Origin of the sequence: Blautia sp. MSK20_18, assembly GCF_020553125.1 — a bacterium.
Lineage (GTDB): Bacteria > Bacillota > Clostridia > Lachnospirales > Lachnospiraceae > Blautia_A > Blautia_A fusiformis.
Genome location: NZ_JAJCGR010000001.1, coordinates 1 through 18,256, shown reverse-complemented (window position 1 = coordinate 18,256; position 18,256 = coordinate 1). Strand labels below are relative to the sequence as shown.

Genomic DNA, 18,256 nt, shown 5'->3' with positions numbered 1-18,256 from the left:
CCTCCTATTTTTACAGAATTGAATTCTGATCAATTTTGTCTTTGATTTTTCTGATTTCAGCTGTTACAGTTTCACTGAAATCGTAGGGAGATTTTCCCTGACGATCAGCATCTATAACTTCTGTATTGTAGTGGATCATTCCAAGCAGATCCTCTGCCGGGATCTTACTCCGGATAAATTCCTCATCCTCCGGATTTCTTACCTTATTGGCCACGACCTTAACCTGAGAAACTCCCAGATCCTTTGCAAGACGTTTAACATTCTTATATGTCTGTACACTTCTTGCCCCTGGTTCGATCACTACAATAAATTCATCCATGCTCTCCGTGGTGCCCCGGCCCAGATGTTCCAGGCCGGCCTCCATATCCATGATCACCACATCATCTCTGTGGATCACAAGGTTATTGATCACTCTTTTAAGCATCACATGTTCAGGACAGACGCATCCGCCTCCACCTGTTTCCACAGTTCCAAGGACAAGCAGCTTTACGCCATTACAGGTTTTTCCATAAGTATCCGGAATATCGTCTACCTTTGGGTTCAGTTTATAAAACTGATTCTGGCTGTTGGCTCCGGTGCGTTCTTCTATGAGCTTACGCATTTTTGAGATTGGAACAATAGAATCCAAGGTTTCCTCGTCAAATCCAAGGGCAAGACCCAGGTTCGCATCCGGATCCACATCCGCCGCAAGGACTTTTTTTCCCTCATCTGCGTATAGTCTTGCAAGTGTTGCTGCGAAAGTTGTCTTTCCTACTCCGCCTTTACCGGTTACTGCTATTTTCATTTTACGTCTTCCACCTTTTATAACATTTTAAAGATCGCAACGGATTAGATTCCTAATGCTGTTCTCTTCTCTTCAATTCTCTCGATCATAAGATCAACTAATTTCTCGATGTCTGTCTCTACTGTGTAAGCAGCACCTGTCCATTTTCTTGTTCCCTCTGTAAGAAGTTCGCACATTTCTGAAGAACCGGAAACATATGGATCAACGCCAAGGAATGTATCAATACCAGTACCAACTACGTAGTTACCGATGGATACAGCTTTTTCAGACATCCACTCAGGAGCACATCCTACTACAGGAAGCTGATTGATCTGAAGTCCTGCATCTTTTGCAAGTTCAGCAGCCAGGATCATCATACGGGAGATATCTACGCAGGATCCCATATGAAGTACTGGTGGGATATCAGCCAGCTCACAGACACGTTTCAGACCTGCACCGCAGAGATCTCTTGCGGATTTGTCCATCAGACCAGCTTTAGCAGCTGCCTGTGCGGAACATCCGGAAGCGATGATAATGATATCATTTGCGATACACTTCTTCATCAGTTCGATATGTGCATAGTCAGGACGGATCTTAGGATTGTTACATCCAACCATAGCAACAGCACCACGGATAACACCGGAAGTGATGCACTCAAGTAATGGTTTGGTTGTTCCTGTTACGTCAACCTGAGAGTTTGTAACACCATCAAGAACTTTGACGATTGCTTCTACTGAGTAACCAACAGTAGCTTTCTGTTTCAGCTGCGGGATATGTACAAGCTCAGGTTTTCTGTTCTTGAAGTTATCGATAGCCATCTTAACGATTGCTTTTGCATTTTCTCCTGCTGTCTCAGCGTTAAATCTGATAAATTCAGAATCCGGCATCTGAGCGATCGGAGAAGTTGTAACAAATTTAGTATGGAAACATTTGCTCAGAGGTCCTAATGCAGGGAAGATACACTGAACATCAACTACGATCGCCTCGCAGGCACCTGTCAGTACTACGTTCTCCTGCTGCAGGAAGTTACCAGCCATCGGAACACCACGACGCATAGCTACCTCGTTAGAAGTACAGCACACACCGGAAACGGTGATTCCTTTTGCTCCTACAGATTTTGCATAATCAATCATTTCTTTGCTGTCTGCATACTCACAGATCATCTCAGAAAGACTCGGATCATGTCCGTGTACAACAATGTTTACGTTCTCTTCAACCATTACTCCAAGGTTAGCCTCTGTATCAAGTGGCTTCGGAGTTCCGAATAATACATCAGAGAACTCTGTTCCCATCATGGAACCGCCCCATCCATCAGCCATACCGCAGCGAATAGACTGTTTTACAAGTGCTTCCGGAAGAGATGAACATCCCATATGAGACATATGCAGGGAGCTTGCAACCTCACGGTCGATAGCACGTGGTGCGATTTCGTTCTCGATCAGTTTTTCTTTCTGTCCTGCAGGCATTCTGTCAAGGAATCTCTGATATCCGAACGGTTTACCATATTCCATAAGACCGATCTCAGCCATCTCATGAGCCAGATCATAGATATCCTTGCCTTCTGTTTCCACGCCCCACTCTTTAGCGATGCGAAGCAGTTTCTCAGGATCTTTTACCTGATAATTTCCGCCCTCTTTTGCACAGTACAGTGTATGGCAGATCTCACGACCATGATCGGAGTGAGTAGCTGCACCACCGGCTGTAAATTTAAGGAAGTTTCTTCCTACGATACCATGAGCATCACATCCGCAGATTCCTCTTGGAGCCTTCGGTGTAATACGACACGGTCCCATTGCACAGATACGGCAGCAGATACCCTGCTCACCGAATTTACAGTGCGGAGTCTGGTTCTTTGCACGGATCTGCCATGCATCTGCTCCTACCTTTGCACCTGTCTCGAGAAGACGGGCTGTAGCGGCTTCAAATTCCTCCACTGTAGTTAATTTGAATTCACTCATTATAGACCTCCTTTAATAGCACATCTATTTTTATTTTTCTTTTTATAATAAGCCCAGGGCAGGAACCCATCCCCACCCATGGGTTATTTTCTTTTTTAAAAAAAGGTTTATATTTCGTTATAAACCTAATTTATCAAAAATTTCAAAAGCTGCTTTTCTCATCGGATTATCCTCAGGAAGAGTAACGGTTGGTTTACCATCGCAGTCATATTCATAAACTGCCTCATCCTGTGGTACCACACCGATCAGATCGAGTCCCTGATTCCGGATTTCCTCAAGGATTCCTGAATTCAGTTCTGCTTTTGGCGCGCGATTGATAATAAGACCTACTCTGGAAGGCTTCATATCGCATTCCTTAATAAGCTCTGCGATCCTGCCAACTGCCTGAACGCCTCTTCTGGAGCAGTCACTTACAAGAATTGCTGTCTCCATGCTCGGAAGGATTCCTCTGCTGATATGTTCCATTCCAGCTTCGTTATCCACAACAATATACGGATAATTTTTCTGGTATTTGGCAAGCTGTGCCTGAAGCAGACCATTTACAAAGCAATAGCAGCCTTTTCCCTGGGTTCTTCCCATTACAAGAAGATCATAATCATCTTCCTCTGCAAGAGCATCCTCAAAACGTACCTCCGCATAATCTGCCTTGGACATTCCTTTGGGGATCGGGCTTTTCTCTGTCATCTCAGCATGTGCGATCTCCTCGCGGACATCGCCAAGAGTCGTATCTACTTCTACGCCAAGAACCTCATTCAGATTTGAATTGGCATCTGCATCTACAGCCAGTACAGGTCCTTTTTTCTTTTCGCAGAGATACTGGATCAGCATTCCGCATAATGTAGTTTTTCCAACGCCGCCTTTTCCGGCGACTGCAATAACATGTGCCATAAAACGGGCACCTCCTGATTTTATATCTGTTATGCCGGCGCATAAGGGAGGTGCCTGATACTGTTCTGGCACCTCCGCATCGTGCCGGAATTCTTATTTATTTCGTTGATGATTAGATAAGTGTACGAAGTCCGGATCTGTCAATGATCTCGGATACATCTTTCCATTTGTTTAATGCATAAAGATGGATACCGTCAACACCAAGAGCGCGATACTCATCGATCTGTCTGATGGTGTATTCGATTCCTTCTTCTTTGAATCGTTTAACCTTGTCCTCATAGAACATGTCAAATGGTTTACCATCAGCATCTTTAGCGTTAAACGGATTCGGGAACAGCCAGTTTCTGGAGATCAGCCTGCAAAGCTCACTGTCCATTACACAGCCATTACGTGAAAGAGCCATATTAATGGTAGCTGCCTGATCCAGGATTGGCATTACACCAACATCTACAGGCATTGTCACTCCAGCCTCGCGGATAGCGTCCAACCAGTATTTAAACTGTTCCATATCCCAGCAGAGCTGGGTCATGATATAATCAGCACCATTGTCCTGTTTCTGTCTCAAAACAGCAATATCAGCATCCAAGCTTCTGCATGCGATATGGCCTTCCGGTGAACCGGCTACTGCGATCTCGAACTTATCGCCAAATTCATCACGGACAAATTTAACAAGGTCTGTCGCATAATTGAAGTCTCCGCAGGTTGTTGTCTCACCAAGTGGAATATCTCCGCGAAGTGCCAGCATATGGTCAACGCCATCTGCCAGATACTGTTCCAACTGCTGTCTGATTCCTTCTTTTGTGTTCTTGATCACTGTGAAATGTGTTACAGGAACAGTTCCTGCATTCCTGATCATCTGGCATACTTCCCTGTTGGCACCGACATTTCCGCCGCCGGCACCGTATGTACAGGAAATATACTCCGGTCTATACTTCATGAGATGTTCAATGGTTCCCGGCAGGTTTGCCATACCTTTTTCTGTCTTTGGCGGAAAAAGTTCAAAGGAAAGCAGCATTTTTTCTCTCATTGCTTCAGATAATTTCATTGATCGTCCTCCACGTATTTGTATCAGTCACACTGCAGTTTCACGATGCTGTTTGCAAGATCCACCATAAGGATACTGCCTTCTACCACGCGCTCATCTCCCATGATATCTCGAAGGATCAATTTATTTCCGTCCACATCGATCCGGCTTACATTCTTAAAGATCACAGAATTATCTTCTTCCTTATATACTGTTGCAAGACACATAATCATTCCTCCAAATAAGTGGCATCATTTAACCACTATGCTGTCAAAACTATTCTGTCGGTTTTTATTTCAACTCTTCCTTAACAAGTGTAAGGGCAAGTCCAAGTCTCATATTGCCTTTCTGAAAATCTGCAACTGCCTCTTTGATCGTCTTCGCAGCTGCATCCATGTTAAGCTTCTTAAGATTGTCAGCCATCTGATCAAGTTCTGCGGCATGATGCTCGTTATGCTGCAGCATGTAGGTAAGAAGTGCTACAGTCTCATTCTTGCAGTCACCGTTCTCGCAGGAACCGCAGTGTCCATCACCGTGTGTATGACAATGGTTATCTCCTTCCGCATGGCTGTGTGTATGGCTGTGAGTCACACCGTCCTCATGGGTGTGCTCATGTGTATGTTCATGGCTGTCTGCATGTCCATGCTGAACAAGATTGCCATTCTCATCTTTGATTAAATGCATAAATACCCCTTTCCTGTATCCGCTGGGCGGACACTCTCATGACAAGAATTTATCAATTAAATTTATTATACATCTTTTCACTGTTATTATCAAGAAAATAATTATAAAATATAGCCAAAATTATATGCTGTTTTTCCTATTTTTCCAAAAACTTTGACAGTAAATTAACTCGATTGTTTCATTTTTAACGAAGTTAGTCTCTCCAAACCACAACTCATTACCCAGTCTGCGCGTCTGTCCAACTCTAAGCTTTATCACTTTTGTAATATAATTGATGTGATTCTTTCATATTTTTGTGCTATAATAGCAAAAGCATGGAAAGCAGAACATACAAGGAGGAATTATTTTGAAAGAAACTGTTTTTCTGAACAACGACAGAGAAATGCCTCTTCTGGGGCTTGGCGTATACAAGTTGCCCGATGACGTACAGGCCGAAGCAGCAGTCACTTCTGCTATTTCCGCCGGCTACCGCATGATCGATACCGCTTCTGTTTATAAAAATGAAGAAAGCGTTGGACGTGCCATTGCCAAATGCGGAGTTCCCAGAAAGGATCTTTTCATCACCAGCAAAATCTGGAACAATGCGCAGCGTCTCGGCGATGTCCAGGGAGCTTTTTCCCGTAGTCTCGACCGTCTGAAAGTCAGTTATGTAGATCTCTATCTGATACACTGGCCGGTTCCCGGCTGCTATTTGAGCACCTGGAAAGAGCTGGAATCCATTCTGGAATCTGGACGTGCTTTAAGTATCGGCGTCAGTAATTTTGATATCCGGCATCTGGAAGAGCTTCGTAAAATATCCGGGGTTATTCCTGCTGTAAACCAGATCGAGTGCCATCCTTTGTGTTACCCTGCTGAACTGATCGAATACTGCAAGGCTTTCGGTATTCAGGTACAGGCTTATGCTCCTCTGGCAAGAGGTGCATATTTTGATAATGATGTAATGTGTGTTCTGGGGACCAAATATGCCAAGACTCCTGCACAGATCGGGCTTCGCTGGGCAATACAGAAGGGAATTTCTGTCATTCCGAAATCCATCAACCCGGAACGAATCCGCAGTAATGGAAACATCTTTGACTTCAACATCGAGGATGAAGATATGGCGATCATTGATACACTGAACGAAGATCTGCATACTTCTCATGTTCCAGAAGATCTCCGTGATATTCAGTTTTAATTTCCATAATAATGCAAAAAAGATATCTGTCAGAGCATAAGTGATCTTCTGGCAGATATCTTTTTATTTTTTCTTTTCAGTTGATACGGCGATCCTGTTATTCCCTGCTTAGCATTTCACATATCTGAAACCCGGAAATATTTAACTGATCCGCTCACGCATTCTCCCACGGGAGCATGGGCGTTTCCACTTTTTTATCACGCAGCATCAGGTCCATTACTGCTTCCGATGCTGATTTTCCTTCAAACAGTACGCGGTTCACTTCCGTTATGATAGGCATCTCCACCTCATATTTCTCCGCAAGTTCTCTTGCAGCTCTTGCAGAATAAACACCTTCCACAACCATCTGCACTTCTTTCATAGCTTCTTCCATCGTATATCCCTGGCCGATCAGATATCCAGCCTTTCGATTACGGCTATGCTTACTTGCACAGGTCACGATCAGGTCGCCGATCCCGGACAGGCCGTAAAAGGTTTCCATCTGCGCCCCCATTTTTTTACCAAGTCTTCCTATTTCCGTGATTCCCCTGGTGATCAGTGCCGCCTTGGTATTATCTCCATATCCCAGGCCGTCGGCAGTACCTGCTGCCAGTGCGATCACATTTTTCAGTGCTCCGCCAAGTTCCACCCCAAGGATATCCGGTGTTGTATACACGCGGAACACAGGGCTCATAAAAATACTCTGAAGGTATTCCGCATTTTCCTGTGTATGTGCGCTGATCACACAGGTTGTAGGAAGTCCGCGTCCTACTTCTTCCGCATGACTTGGACCGGAAAGTACAGCTACATTACCCTGCGGGATTTCTTCTTCGATCACCTCGCTGAGTGTTTTCAGTGTCTTTTCCTCAATACCTTTAGCAACATTGACGATCTTCTGGTCCCTGCATACAAACGATGCCATCTTGTGTGCAGTACTCCGGATATACGGGGAAGCTACTGCCAGAACTGTTACATCCACATCCTTAAGCGCACGCTCCAGATCTGTCAGGACATCGATTTCATCCGGAAGCCGTACCCCCGGAAGCCTGTCAGGATTTTCTCTTTTTTCCCGGAGTTTCCGGGCATTCTCCGGTCTTGCTGACCAGAGAAGGACTTCATGGCCATTATTATGCAACAGGAGTGCCAGAGCTAATCCCCAGCTCCCCGAACCCAGTACGCTGATTTTTGCCATAAATCTTACCTCTTATTTTTTATTCTTACTGCTTAAAAACACCTTATTCTCTGTTCCATGAAACAGTCTTACAATGTTTGCCCTGTGTCTGTAGAACGCCATTGCTGTAAGAACCGCCATCACGATATAAAGCTCAACAGTATGCGCCTGATCCATCCCATATTTTCCCATATGTCCAAAAAACAGGACCAGGATAAAAGCCACCGCATATGCACTGAGAGAGCAAAGCGATACATAATGAGTTGTAAAGAACAGTGCAAAAAAGACAACTGCACATACAATAAATATCCGCCAGTCAAAAGCAATGATCATGCCTACAGAAGCAGCAATTCCCTTTCCACCGCGAAATTCCATAGAAATCGGAAAATTGTGGCCAAGGATACATCCCAATGCTGCATAAAGGGTAAGGAGCGGAAGGATACTATTCATGGAATTTCCATAAACCATTCTCACGATCACAATAGCCAGTACACACTTCAGGCAGTCTCCCAGCAGGGTGATCGCTCCCGCTTTCTTTCCAAAGGTCCGGAAGGCATTCGTAGTACCCGCATTCCCGCTGCCATGATCTCTGATATCTGTCTTGTGGATTTTTCCAATAATATAGCCTGTCTGAAAAAGCCCGCATACATAACCGATAACAAGACAAATAATACGTTCCATACTTTTATTCCTTTTCCCCGCGCTCGCGGATGATAAATTTCAGGGAAGTTCCAGAAAATCCAAAAGCATCCCTGATCTTGTTCTCCAGATATCTTACATAGGAAAAATGCATCAGTTCCTTGTCATTGACAAAGATAACAAATGTCGGCGGTTTTACCGCAACCTGTGTCATATAGAAGATCTTCAGTCTTCTTCCTCTGTCAGACGGCGGCTGCTGAAGAGCGACTGCCTCAGAAAGGATCTCATTAAGAACACCTGTCTGGATACGAAGTGTCTGATTTTCGATAACTGTATCGATATTTTCGAAAAGCTTTGGAAGTCTCTGACCTGTTTTTGCAGAGATAAAGATGATCTGTGCATATGGCATAAAGGAAAGGATCTGACGGATCTTTTCCGTATGCTTGTAGATGGTCTTGTCATTTTTCTCAATGGCATCCCATTTATTTACCGCTACGATGATACCCTTTCCTCTGTCATGAGCGATTCCCGCGATCTTAGCATCCTGCTCGGTAACGCCCTCGGAGGCATCGATCACAACTACAACCACATCTGCACGCTCTACAGCTGTCACAGTACGGATAACACTATAGCGCTCGATCTCTTCTTTTACCTTACCCTTGCGTCGAAGTCCTGCAGTATCGATAAAAATATAATCTTTTTTGTTCCAGGTAACCTTTGTGTCTATAGCATCACGTGTGGTTCCTGCAATATTGGATACGATCACACGCTCCTCTCCAAGAAGCTTGTTGATCAGAGAAGATTTTCCCACGTTCGGCTTTCCTACAATGGCGATCTTCGGAATATCATCCTGATCTTCCTCTTCACTCTTATCCGGGAACTCTTTGATCACCTCATCCAGCATATCTCCAAGGCCTTGTCTGTTAGCTGCGGAAATCGGGATCGGTTCTCCGATTCCAAGATTGTAAAACTCATATACGTCCATCATATATTTCTGGTGGCTGTCTACCTTGTTAACTACAAGACGTACCGGCTTGCCGCTGCGGCGGAGCATATCTGCCACCTTGGCATCGGAATCCACAAGACCCTGGCGAACATCTGTGATAAAAATGATCACGTCTGCCGTATCAATGGCGATCTGTGCCTGCTCTCTCATTCTGGAGAGAATGATATCGCTGCTGTCCGGCTCGATTCCGCCTGTATCGATCAGAGTAAATGTCCTGTCAAGCCATGTGACATCTGCATAAATCCTGTCACGGGTTACTCCTGGTGTATCCTTTACTATGGAAATATTGTCACCTGCCAGAGCGTTAAACAGAGTGGATTTGCCTACATTAGGCCTTCCCACTATCGCTACTACTGGTTTGCTCATAAATCTGTCTCCTTCTTGTTTGTTTATGTTCCGGAGGGTAGATCACGGCTTCCACCAGATCACGTCCTCCTGTGTCTACGATTACAATTTCTGTGTTCAGTGCTTCCGAAAGCTCTTCCAGCGTCATGTCATCCAGAAAAATCTCCTCGTCACCTTTCAGCATGCTGCATGGGATCAGAAGCTTCTCTCCAAGGTCAAGACCGGAAAGCTGCTCTTTCAAATCCTGCCCTGTGATCAAACCGGACACCGTGATCTTTTCACCGAAAAAACGATTCTCGATGGTTGTGACCGGAATCTGCACATTGGGATATTTCTTCTGGATCTCTTTAATATAGCGTGCGATAAAAGGCGCTGCCAGTTTTCCTGTGGCGATCCTGCCTGTCACCTTACGGTCGTCACCGGAAAGCCCCTCCAGCGTTTCTTTTACTTCCGTTTCCAGAAGTCTGAGCATTCCCACGCCATTCTCAAGCTGCAGATATCCATCATATTCATCCTCACAGGGAAGCTCCCTGTCTGCCAGAATATACCATTCGTCTGAAGCATGGATAAAATGGATCCCATATTTCTCCATCATGATCTTCTGCCAGCGTTCGATCTGCCCCAGGACTTTTTCAGCATCTTCCTTATTAAAAGGTTCCAGAGGATAGAGACCTTCTCTGTATTTGGTAAGTCCTACCGGTACAACAGAAACACTCTGAAGGACCGGCGCATAAGCGGAAAGCTTTTCGAGGCTGTATTCCAGCTCGTCTCCGTCATTGACACCCTTACACAGTACGATCTGTCCATTCATGGTGATTCCTGCATTGTACAGCATATCCACCTTATCCAGAGCCTTTCCTGCAAAACGGTTATGCAGCATTTTACACCGGAGTTCCGGATTCATTGCCTGGAACGAAATGTTGATCGGTTCCAGATGATAGCGGATCACACGCTCAATATCCTTCTCGCTCATATTGGTAAGCGTAACATAATTTCCCTGAAGAAAGGAAAGCCTGGAATCATCATCCTTAAAATACAGCGTCTCACGCATACCTGGAGGCATCTGGTCAATAAAACAGAACATACACTTATTTGAACAGGAGCGATAGTCATCCATCAGTCCTCCGTTCTCAAATTCTATTCCAAGGTCTTCCTCATATTCCTTCTCTACCTCCAGCTCCCACTCTTCACCATCAGGCTTCTCTACCAGAAGCACCACGAGCTCTTCATTCATGAGATACCGGTAATCGAAGACATCTTCCACAGGCTGTCCGTTTACAGACACAAGTCTGTCTCCCGGCTCCAGCCCCAGCTCCTCGGCAATACTGTCGGGCAGCACCCTGGAAATCATATGCTTTCTTAATTTCATCATTATCTCCCTTTTCTATCCCGTATATAATAACAACTTTGCTCTTAAAAATCAACACTTTGAGAAAACACCTTGACTGACACGTGGGTCTGATGTTATAAATAGACTGAGAATTTTTAATGACATACACTTAGGAGGAATATTATGCCAAACATAGAATTGCTGGAAAAGTCTATGCCTGTTGCCCCGATCCGAATCGCCGCACTTGCCGGATGCCGCGAACTGGCCGAGGAGGTTGACAAAAAGCTGGTTAAATTCCGTAAAGAACTTGTAGCCGCAAAAAAATCCACCATCATCCCACAGGGATATGCAGAAAAATCTTTCCTTGTAGATTGCGAATGCCCACGTTTCGGAACCGGTGAGGGTAAGGGTTACATCAAGGAATCTGTCCGCGGAACAGACCTTTATATCATGGTAGATGTGACCAATTACAGCCTTACTTACAGCGTATGCGGTCATGAGAACCACATGTCTCCGGATGACCATTACCAGGATCTGAAGAGAATCATCTCCGCAGCCACCGGTAAAGCACACCGCATCAACGTTATCATGCCATTCCTTTACGAGGGACGTCAGCACAGACGCACCAAGAGAGAATCTCTTGACTGTGCACTTGCACTTCGCGAGTTAAGTGCCATGGGTGTTTCCAACATCATTACTTTTGATGCTCATGACCCACGTGTACAGAACTCTATTCCGCTGAAGGGCTTTGATAACTTTTTCCCCACATACCAGTTCCTGAAAGCACTGGTCAAAAATGTCCCTGATTTCAAGCTTGACAATGATCATCTCATGATCATCAGCCCGGATGAAGGTGCCATGTCCCGTGCTGTATACTTCTCCAATATCCTTGGAGTCGATATGGGTATGTTCTACAAACGCCGTGATTACTCCACCGTTGTCAACGGAAAGAACCCGATCGTTGCTCACGAATTCCTCGGAGATTCCGTAGAGGGCAAAGACGTTGTCATCATCGACGATATGATCTCTTCTGGAGAAAGTATGCTGGATGTTGCCCGTCAGCTCAAAGAGCGTAAAGCCGGACGTGTATTCGTCTGCACAACCTACGGTCTGTTTACAGATGGCGTAGCCAAATTTGATGAATATTACGAAAAAGGCTGGCTGGACAGAGTCATCACAACCAACCTTAACTATCGTATTCCTGAGCTTCTTGATCGTCCATACTATATCGAAGCAAACATGAGCAAATATCTTGCAAGTATCATCGATATCATCAATCATGATGTATCTGTCGAGAAGGTTCGTTCCAGCAACGAAAAGATCATGGATCTCATGAAAAAAGTCAACGAACAGTAATAAATGCTCCCAGGTTTCCACGTTTCCCGTGAGAAGCCCTGTGTGAGTAAAGAAAGAGCGGATTACAGCAGGTGCAGATGCCCGGCATTGAGATCCGCTCTTCTTTTATGCCTGCATCCAGAAAGATCCTTCGGTTCGCCTCCCACAGATTCAGCTGGTATTTCCCATCTGGTTTTCTGTAAAAAAGCACATCCCAGTATTTTTCTTCAAACGCCTCTCTAAACTGATCGATCACATCTTCACTAACTTCATAGCAATCCTGACAGATAGAAGGACCAATGGCTGCATAAAGCTCTGAAGGATCTGTCTGAAATTCCTCAGTCATCTTCTCCACCGTCACTTTTCCGATCTTTCCTACAGTACCTCTCCAGCCGGAATGAGATAATCCCACAGCTCTATGTACCGGATCTATAAAGAAAAGTGGTACACAGTCCGCATAAAACGTTGCCAGCACCAGTCCCGGCACATTGGTGATCATTCCATCCACATCTGTATAAGGTCTTGGTTTTGTGATCCCATTTCCTCTGTCTTCTTCCGTGACCACACGTACATTGGTGGTGTGTGTCTGATCAGAGGTTACGATATCTTCCATGGAAAATCCCATAGCAGCAGAAAGTCTGCGGTAATTTTCCCGCACCGCAGACTCTTCATCCCCTCTTGTGAAGCTTAAGTTCATAGATTCATAAATCCCCTGGCTTACTCCTCCCAGGCGGGTACTGAAGCCATGTACGATCCCGGGAAATTTCTCAAAAGCAGGATATGTAAGCCAGGTAACCTTGTTCTTCTGATTTACATTCATTAGCTGTTTATCTTTATACCATTTTATTTTCATCTTATGTGACCAGTCCTTTCAACTGCAAAAATCAAAAGCATTTTTTATCCAGTGGATGTTCTCTCCATCAATTCCTACTACGTCAAAACGGCAGGGAGGCAGCTCCCGGTATCCATGTGCAATCAGATAAAACATTGCCACTTTGCTGATGATCCTCTGTTTTTCTCTCCCTACCGCTGAAAAAGGACTTCCACTCTTTCCGTTCTTTCTGTATTTCACTTCAATAAACACCAGATATCTTCCATCCTGCGCAACAAGATCGATCTCACCACTTCGGCAGCGAAAATTTCTTTCCTTGATCTGCAGCCCCTTTTCTTGCAGGAACGCTGCAGCAATTCCTTCATAATAGCTGCCCTTCTGTCTTCTATTTTCCTTCAGATAAACAAAACCTTTCTGTTTTTGATGTCGGTATCTTAAGTATTTTTATACAAAATGTGTGATAAACGTTTTTCTATGTATCGGACTTGGTCCATATTTCTTCAATGCTTCAATATGCGCTGCAGAACCATATCCTTTATTGGAGGCAAATCCGTATTCCGGAAGAACCTTATCATATTCTTCCATCATCCGGTCTCTGGTCACTTTGGCAACAATACTTGCTGCCGCAATGGATACACTTTTTGCATCACCTTTGATGATGGGTACCTGCGGAATCTGGATTTCCGGTATGGTAACCGCATCGTTCAAAAGCAGCTGCGGCTGCACAGAAAGCCTGCTCACTGCCTGACGCATTGCCTCATAGGTTGCCTGCAGGATATTGATCTCATCAATCCTCTCCGGACTTGCCATTCCAATTCCAACAGAAACTGCTCCCTCCAGGATCACATCGTACAATTCTTCTCTCTTCTTAGCTGTAAGCTTTTTAGAATCATTCAGCCATAAAATATCGCAGTCTTTCGGAAGGATCACCGCACAGGCGACTACCGGTCCGGCAAGAGGGCCTCTTCCCACCTCATCGATCCCGCAAAGATATCCAAGATGCTCATATTCATGTTCATATTTCTTCATGCTCTCTGTACGTACACGCTCATCCTCCAGAGCCTGAAGCTTTTTGTGATACTGCTGGATCAGTTTCTGTACACCGCTTCTCTCATCATTTTCATAATGACGAAAAAGGGCGTTATATTCGCCCTCCTTCGCTGACGCAAAACGCGCCTTGATATCTTTCATTGTTTCCATTACGCTTCCTCCGGTCCTTTTGGAAACTCCAGAGTCACTTTTCCCAGTTTTCCGGAACGAAATTCTTCCAGCAAAAGGCGGGATGCTTTCTCATAATCAAGCTCTTCTCCCTTTTTCAGACATCCTCTTGCTTTCGCAACTGCAGTAAGGATATCCAGCGGTTTCAGCTCTTCTTCTACATTGTATCTCTCTCTGATCGCTGCCGGATAAAACTCCTGCAGATATCCGATCAGACCCAGGGCAAGTTCTTCGATGTTCAGAATATCGTCCTTGATCGAACCGATATAGGCAAGACGCATTCCAACTTCCTGATCTTCAAATTTCGGCCAGAGAATTCCAGGGGTATCCAGAAGCTCCACACTTTTATTCAGACGTATCCACTGTTTTCCTTTTGTAACTCCTGGTTTATTACCGGTCTTGGCACAGGCTTTTCCTGCAAAGGTATTGATAAATGTTGATTTTCCAACATTAGGGATTCCTGCAACCATCGCACGTACCGGACGGTTTTTGATTCCTCGTCTCCGGTCTCTCTCTGTCTTTTCCTTACATGCCTCTGTGATTGCCGCAGAAACGGCCTTCATAGATCCCTTATTGCGAGAATCAATACTTACCGCATAGATTCCTTTTTCTTTGAAATATTCCATCCAGGCACGGTTCTGTCTCTCATCGGCAAGATCTGCTTTGTTGAGAAGGATCATACGCGCCTTGTTTTTTCCCAGCTCATCAATATCCGGATTTCGGCTGGAAAGAGGAACTCTTGCATCTACAAGCTCAATGATCAGATCGATCAGCTTGATATCTTCCTGCATCTGACGCTTCGCCTTCGTCATATGGCCTGGATACCACTGTACGTTCATAATTCACCTCATTTATCTATACTTTAATCTGTTTACTTTGATCTATTTTATAAAACCTATTTTATTTTTCGGAGAAACTGTAAACCAAACTTTCCCGACAATGTACTTCTTACTGATATTTCCGATATCGCTGAAGCGGCTGTCCTCACTGTTATTGCGATTATCACCAAGGACAAAATATTCCCCGCTTTCCAGAGTTATAGCACTATTTGCAAGTCCTCCATCTGTCATATCCTGATAAGCTCCGTTTTCTTCATAAACCTTGCCGTTGATATAGATCTTCCCGTCTTTAACCTGAACAGTCTCCCCGGGAAGGCCGATCACACGTCGGATATGCAGGGCTGCCGAGTCACTGGCGCTTGTTTTAAAAACGATCACATCTCCACGTTTTGGTGAACTGACCTTATATAAAGCCCTGTTTACAAAAAACTTTTCACTTACAGAATACGTGGGTTCCATGGCACTTTCCTGCAATGTCACAGTCTGAAATGCAGAGATTGCAACCAGCACAGCAAAAACCAGGGTCACAATAATTTCAAATACCCACTTCACGATTCCTCTTGTCCTGTCATCACGAAGCTTCTCCCTTGCTTCGGAAACAGCTCTGTTTTCCTTCAGATTTTCAATATTAATCTTCTTATTTAATCCCATATTCTATCCCCTGTATGTGTCTTTACACGCATACGCACTGATGTAAAAAGAGGGACAATAGCAAATGTTATTGTCCCTGCCTCTTTACTTATGAAATTATTTTACAAGCTCTTTAACCTTAGCTGCTTTACCTACACGATCTCTCAGGTAGTTCAGTTTCGCACGGCGTACTTTACCATGACGGATAACCTCAACCTTAACTACATGTGGGGAATGAAGCGGCCATGTTTTCTCAACACCAACACCGTTGGAGCTCTTTCTTACTGTGAAAGTCTCTCTTGTGCTTCCACCCTGTCTCTTAAGTACTGTACCCTCGAAGATCTGAACACGCTCACGTGTTCCCTCTTTGATCAGTGCGTGTACTCTTACTGTGTCTCCTACGCGGAACTGCGGTACTTCAGCTTTCAGCTGAGCGGACTCAATGTTCTTAATAATTTCGTTCATTTCTTTCTCTCCTTAATTATACTGGATGTTCTTAATACACATATGGTAACAGAGGACCATCTTTTTTCACAACATATGTGATTATACACTAGATAACTTCTCATTGCAAGGACTTTTTTTCCGGATTTTCGATGGCTTTTACCAGCAAAGGACCTCATGTCCTGTTTCTGTAACAAGGACCATGATCTCCCACTGTGCCGATGGCAGACCATCCTCTGTCCTCACTGTCCAGTCATCGATCTCATCTGTATAGATTTCATCAGATCCCATATTGACCATTGGTTCAATAGTAAAGATCATTCCGGGTACCATGAGTACACCTGTATCTTCCTTAGATGTGTAGCTTACCCATGGATCTTCATGAAACTCAAGACCTACACCATGTCCGCCAATTTCTCTCACAACTGTATAGCCGTTTTCCACTGCATGTTTGTGTACAGCACTTCCCATATTTCCGATCGGTGTCCATGGTTTTACCTGTTCAAGGCCAAGCTCTATGCATTCTTTTGTCACACGGACAAGCTTCTCCTTCTCCGGACTTACCTGTCCAATACAGAACATACGGGAGGAATCAGAAAAATATCCCTGATAAATGGTGGATACATCTACATTGACAATATCACCTTCTTTTAAGACAATTTCTTCATCCGGGATTCCGTGGCATACTACCTCGTTGATAGATGTACATACGCTTTTTGGAAAACCTTCATAATTAAGTGGTGCCGGAATTCCGCCATGACGTACTGTTTCTTCATGTACCCAGTCATCAATCTGCTGTGTCGTCACGCCTGGTCCGATATGCTCTGCAACATAATCAAGAACTGCAACATTGATCTTGCAGCTCTCTTTGATCTTCTCGATCTGTGCAGGTGTCTTGATCAGATCATGGTCAAGAACTGCATACCCCTTCTTTTTCATGAGTTCCATTTTTTCATCAAATGCTTCATGACATTTTTTATATTTTTTTCCGCTTCCACACCAGCAGGGATCATTTCGTTCAATTTTTTTAGACATCTTTTTCTTCTGCCACTCAAAATATGTGTAAATATACTCACATCGAGATAACGTAGACTCTCACGAGTTCTACTTACTGCTTCACCGTGTATGTTTTTGATTGATCGAAATCATATCTACTCACAAGTTCTTGTACACTCCGCAGTCGTAAATTCCCGAAAATAGCCTTCGGTACATACTTACGTTTGCGTTTTAGTTATGCAACTTCGTAAGTTATTGCATCTCTCAAATTAAGTGCAGCATTGAGATCTCTGTCTTCGACATAACCGCAACTGCATTTGAATATTCTATCTGAAAGCTTTAAATCTTTTTTGATAGCGCCACAGCAGTGACAGGTTTTAGATGATGGATACCATCTATCTACTATTCGAAGTTCGATCCCATTTTCATTGCATTTGATTTGCAGCTTTGTTCTAAATTCATAAAACTTTTGTGATGCAACTGCTTTTGAAAGATGTCGATTCTTCATCATACCATTTACATTTAAGTCCTCGATCGTTATATAAGATGGCTTGGTTTTCACTATCTCAGCGATTGTCTTGTTAATGTAATCAGTACGGATATTATCTATCTTATGATGAAGTTTCTGTACCTTGAGTTTTTGTTTTTGTATATTCGCCCTTTGAGTGACTTCTCCTTTCTTTAGATTTTCATACTTACGGGAGAGACATCTCTGTTCCCGAATAAGTTGTTTCTCAAGCTTTTTCAGTCTTGCTGACTTGTTGATGTTCTTATAAGTCTTACCATTAGAAACAATGGCAAAATCCTTTAATCCCAAGTCTATGCCAATTCCTGCATTGGAATTATCAGCAATCTTGTTATCAGAAATTTCTACAAGAACTGAAACATAGTATCTGTCAGCTTTCATTGAGACCGTGCCACTTTTAACCACATATCCGTCTTTAGCTGTTGGAATATATCCTTTTTCTTTGATACGGACCCAACCAAGTGACGGAATATTG

At 44.0% G+C, this 18,256-nt stretch carries 20 protein-coding genes; 2 read left to right on the top strand and 18 right to left on the bottom strand.

Translation table 11 applies throughout. The features are described 5' to 3' along the window. Positions 1-10: 10 nt before the first annotated feature. The 6 genes from LI091_RS00100 to LI091_RS00075 form a co-directional block, all read right to left on the bottom strand. Positions 11-784: an ATP-binding protein gene (locus tag LI091_RS00100; protein ID WP_015525298.1), complete on the bottom strand. Its 774-nt coding sequence runs from the start codon at positions 782-784 to the stop codon at positions 11-13. A 44-nt stretch (positions 785-828) separates the two neighbouring features. Beyond that, positions 829-2,721 carry an anaerobic carbon-monoxide dehydrogenase catalytic subunit gene (cooS, locus tag LI091_RS00095; RefSeq protein ID WP_021975846.1) on the bottom strand — a complete coding sequence of 631 codons (1,893 nt, stop codon included), beginning with the start codon at positions 2,719-2,721 and terminating at the stop codon, positions 829-831. Positions 2,722-2,838: 117 nt separating this feature from the next. Then, on the bottom strand, positions 2,839-3,609 hold the full coding sequence (locus LI091_RS00090; protein WP_021975845.1) for an ATP-binding protein: 771 nt from the start codon (positions 3,607-3,609) through the stop codon (positions 2,839-2,841). Positions 3,610-3,721: 112 nt separating this feature from the next. Beyond that, positions 3,722-4,654, bottom strand: coding sequence for a methylenetetrahydrofolate reductase (locus tag LI091_RS00085; protein WP_059085931.1), 933 nt, complete (start codon positions 4,652-4,654; stop codon positions 3,722-3,724). Between the two features lie 23 nt (positions 4,655-4,677). Then, positions 4,678-4,860 carry a CooT family nickel-binding protein gene (locus LI091_RS00080; RefSeq protein ID WP_021975843.1) on the bottom strand — a complete coding sequence of 61 codons (183 nt, stop codon included), beginning with the start codon at positions 4,858-4,860 and terminating at the stop codon, positions 4,678-4,680. 64 nt (positions 4,861-4,924) lie between these two features. After that, a complete protein-coding gene (locus tag LI091_RS00075) occupies positions 4,925-5,317 on the bottom strand; it encodes a hypothetical protein (RefSeq protein ID WP_021650179.1) in 393 nt (130 codons plus the stop codon). Positions 5,318-5,663: 346 nt separating this feature from the next. Between LI091_RS00075 and LI091_RS00070 the strand changes: the two genes are divergently transcribed. After that, positions 5,664-6,491 (top strand): aldo/keto reductase, encoded by an 828-nt coding sequence (locus LI091_RS00070; protein ID WP_265190652.1) that lies wholly within the window; start codon positions 5,664-5,666, stop codon positions 6,489-6,491. A 154-nt stretch (positions 6,492-6,645) separates the two neighbouring features. Here LI091_RS00070 and LI091_RS00065 read toward each other — a convergent pair whose 3' ends face one another. The 4 genes from LI091_RS00065 to LI091_RS00050 are packed head-to-tail and all read right to left on the bottom strand — an operon-like array spanning position 6,646 to position 11,000. Then, on the bottom strand, positions 6,646-7,662 hold the full coding sequence (locus LI091_RS00065) for an NAD(P)H-dependent glycerol-3-phosphate dehydrogenase (protein WP_265190651.1): 1,017 nt from the start codon (positions 7,660-7,662) through the stop codon (positions 6,646-6,648). Positions 7,663-7,674: 12 nt separating this feature from the next. Beyond that, entirely contained in the window at positions 7,675-8,322 is a 648-nt protein-coding gene (plsY, locus tag LI091_RS00060) for a glycerol-3-phosphate 1-O-acyltransferase PlsY (protein ID WP_265190649.1), read from the bottom strand. A 4-nt stretch (positions 8,323-8,326) separates the two neighbouring features. Beyond that, on the bottom strand, positions 8,327-9,652 hold the full coding sequence (gene der, locus LI091_RS00055) for a ribosome biogenesis GTPase Der (RefSeq protein ID WP_015525309.1): 1,326 nt from the start codon (positions 9,650-9,652) through the stop codon (positions 8,327-8,329). Then, positions 9,615-11,000 carry a DUF512 domain-containing protein gene (locus LI091_RS00050; protein ID WP_173739424.1) on the bottom strand — a complete coding sequence of 462 codons (1,386 nt, stop codon included), beginning with the start codon at positions 10,998-11,000 and terminating at the stop codon, positions 9,615-9,617. Before LI091_RS00050 ends, der begins: the two co-directional genes overlap by 38 nt. A 144-nt stretch (positions 11,001-11,144) precedes the next feature. Here LI091_RS00050 and LI091_RS00045 point away from each other — a divergent pair, with 144 nt between their 5' ends. Next, entirely contained in the window at positions 11,145-12,317 is a 1,173-nt protein-coding gene (locus LI091_RS00045) for a ribose-phosphate pyrophosphokinase (RefSeq protein WP_015525311.1), read from the top strand. On the opposite strand, the gene pgeF is transcribed toward LI091_RS00045, so the two are convergent. The 8 genes from pgeF to LI091_RS00005 form a co-directional block, all read right to left on the bottom strand. Further along, positions 12,304-13,149: a peptidoglycan editing factor PgeF gene (gene pgeF / locus LI091_RS00040; RefSeq protein ID WP_022426627.1), complete on the bottom strand. Its 846-nt coding sequence runs from the start codon at positions 13,147-13,149 to the stop codon at positions 12,304-12,306. The genes LI091_RS00045 and pgeF overlap by 14 nt on opposite strands. Before the next feature lie 18 nt (positions 13,150-13,167). Then, the gene (locus tag LI091_RS00035) at positions 13,168-13,527 is read right to left on the bottom strand and encodes a YraN family protein (RefSeq protein ID WP_044960433.1); all 360 of its coding nucleotides are present in this window, start codon (positions 13,525-13,527) and stop codon (positions 13,168-13,170) included. A gap of 45 nt (positions 13,528-13,572) precedes the next feature. After that, on the bottom strand, positions 13,573-14,328 hold the full coding sequence (locus LI091_RS00030; protein WP_015525313.1) for a ribonuclease HII: 756 nt from the start codon (positions 14,326-14,328) through the stop codon (positions 13,573-13,575). Beyond that, positions 14,328-15,185, bottom strand: a complete 858-nt coding sequence (ylqF, locus tag LI091_RS00025) for a ribosome biogenesis GTPase YlqF (protein ID WP_015525314.1) — start codon at positions 15,183-15,185, stop codon at positions 14,328-14,330. The genes LI091_RS00030 and ylqF overlap by 1 nt, the downstream gene beginning before the upstream one ends. Positions 15,186-15,227: 42 nt before the next feature. Further along, entirely contained in the window at positions 15,228-15,836 is a 609-nt protein-coding gene (gene lepB, locus LI091_RS00020) for a signal peptidase I (RefSeq protein ID WP_015525315.1), read from the bottom strand. A 96-nt stretch (positions 15,837-15,932) separates the two neighbouring features. After that, complete coding sequence (gene rplS / locus LI091_RS00015; protein WP_015525316.1) at positions 15,933-16,280, bottom strand: 50S ribosomal protein L19; 348 nt, start codon at positions 16,278-16,280, stop codon at positions 15,933-15,935. A gap of 138 nt (positions 16,281-16,418) precedes the next feature. After that, positions 16,419-17,294 carry a methionyl aminopeptidase gene (locus tag LI091_RS00010; protein WP_015525317.1) on the bottom strand — a complete coding sequence of 292 codons (876 nt, stop codon included), beginning with the start codon at positions 17,292-17,294 and terminating at the stop codon, positions 16,419-16,421. Positions 17,295-17,490: 196 nt separating this feature from the next. Continuing rightward, positions 17,491-18,256, bottom strand: a 766-nt coding sequence (locus LI091_RS00005; protein WP_265190647.1) for an RNA-guided endonuclease InsQ/TnpB family protein, incomplete at its 5' end; no start/stop codon positions are given.

Coding starts and splice junctions, on each gene's coding strand:
- LI091_RS00100 (WP_015525298.1), bottom strand. CDS start 784: ATGAAAATAGCAGTAACCGGTAAAGGCGGAGTAGGAAAGACAACTTTC.
- cooS (WP_021975846.1), bottom strand. CDS start 2,721: ATGAGTGAATTCAAATTAACTACAGTGGAGGAATTTGAAGCCGCTACA.
- LI091_RS00090 (WP_021975845.1), bottom strand. CDS start 3,609: ATGGCACATGTTATTGCAGTCGCCGGAAAAGGCGGCGTTGGAAAAACT.
- LI091_RS00085 (WP_059085931.1), bottom strand. CDS start 4,654: ATGAAATTATCTGAAGCAATGAGAGAAAAAATGCTGCTTTCCTTTGAA.
- LI091_RS00080 (WP_021975843.1), bottom strand. CDS start 4,860: ATGTGTCTTGCAACAGTATATAAGGAAGAAGATAATTCTGTGATCTTT.
- LI091_RS00075 (WP_021650179.1), bottom strand. CDS start 5,317: ATGCATTTAATCAAAGATGAGAATGGCAATCTTGTTCAGCATGGACAT.
- LI091_RS00065 (WP_265190651.1), bottom strand. CDS start 7,662: ATGGCAAAAATCAGCGTACTGGGTTCGGGGAGCTGGGGATTAGCTCTG.
- plsY (WP_265190649.1), bottom strand. CDS start 8,322: ATGGAACGTATTATTTGTCTTGTTATCGGTTATGTATGCGGGCTTTTT.
- der (WP_015525309.1), bottom strand. CDS start 9,652: ATGAGCAAACCAGTAGTAGCGATAGTGGGAAGGCCTAATGTAGGCAAA.
- LI091_RS00050 (WP_173739424.1), bottom strand. CDS start 11,000: ATGAAATTAAGAAAGCATATGATTTCCAGGGTGCTGCCCGACAGTATT.
- LI091_RS00045 (WP_015525311.1), top strand. CDS start 11,145: ATGCCAAACATAGAATTGCTGGAAAAGTCTATGCCTGTTGCCCCGATC.
- pgeF (WP_022426627.1), bottom strand. CDS start 13,149: ATGAAAATAAAATGGTATAAAGATAAACAGCTAATGAATGTAAATCAG.
- LI091_RS00030 (WP_015525313.1), bottom strand. CDS start 14,328: ATGGAAACAATGAAAGATATCAAGGCGCGTTTTGCGTCAGCGAAGGAG.
- ylqF (WP_015525314.1), bottom strand. CDS start 15,185: ATGAACGTACAGTGGTATCCAGGCCATATGACGAAGGCGAAGCGTCAG.
- lepB (WP_015525315.1), bottom strand. CDS start 15,836: ATGGGATTAAATAAGAAGATTAATATTGAAAATCTGAAGGAAAACAGA.
- rplS (WP_015525316.1), bottom strand. CDS start 16,280: ATGAACGAAATTATTAAGAACATTGAGTCCGCTCAGCTGAAAGCTGAA.
- LI091_RS00010 (WP_015525317.1), bottom strand. CDS start 17,294: ATGTCTAAAAAAATTGAACGAAATGATCCCTGCTGGTGTGGAAGCGGA.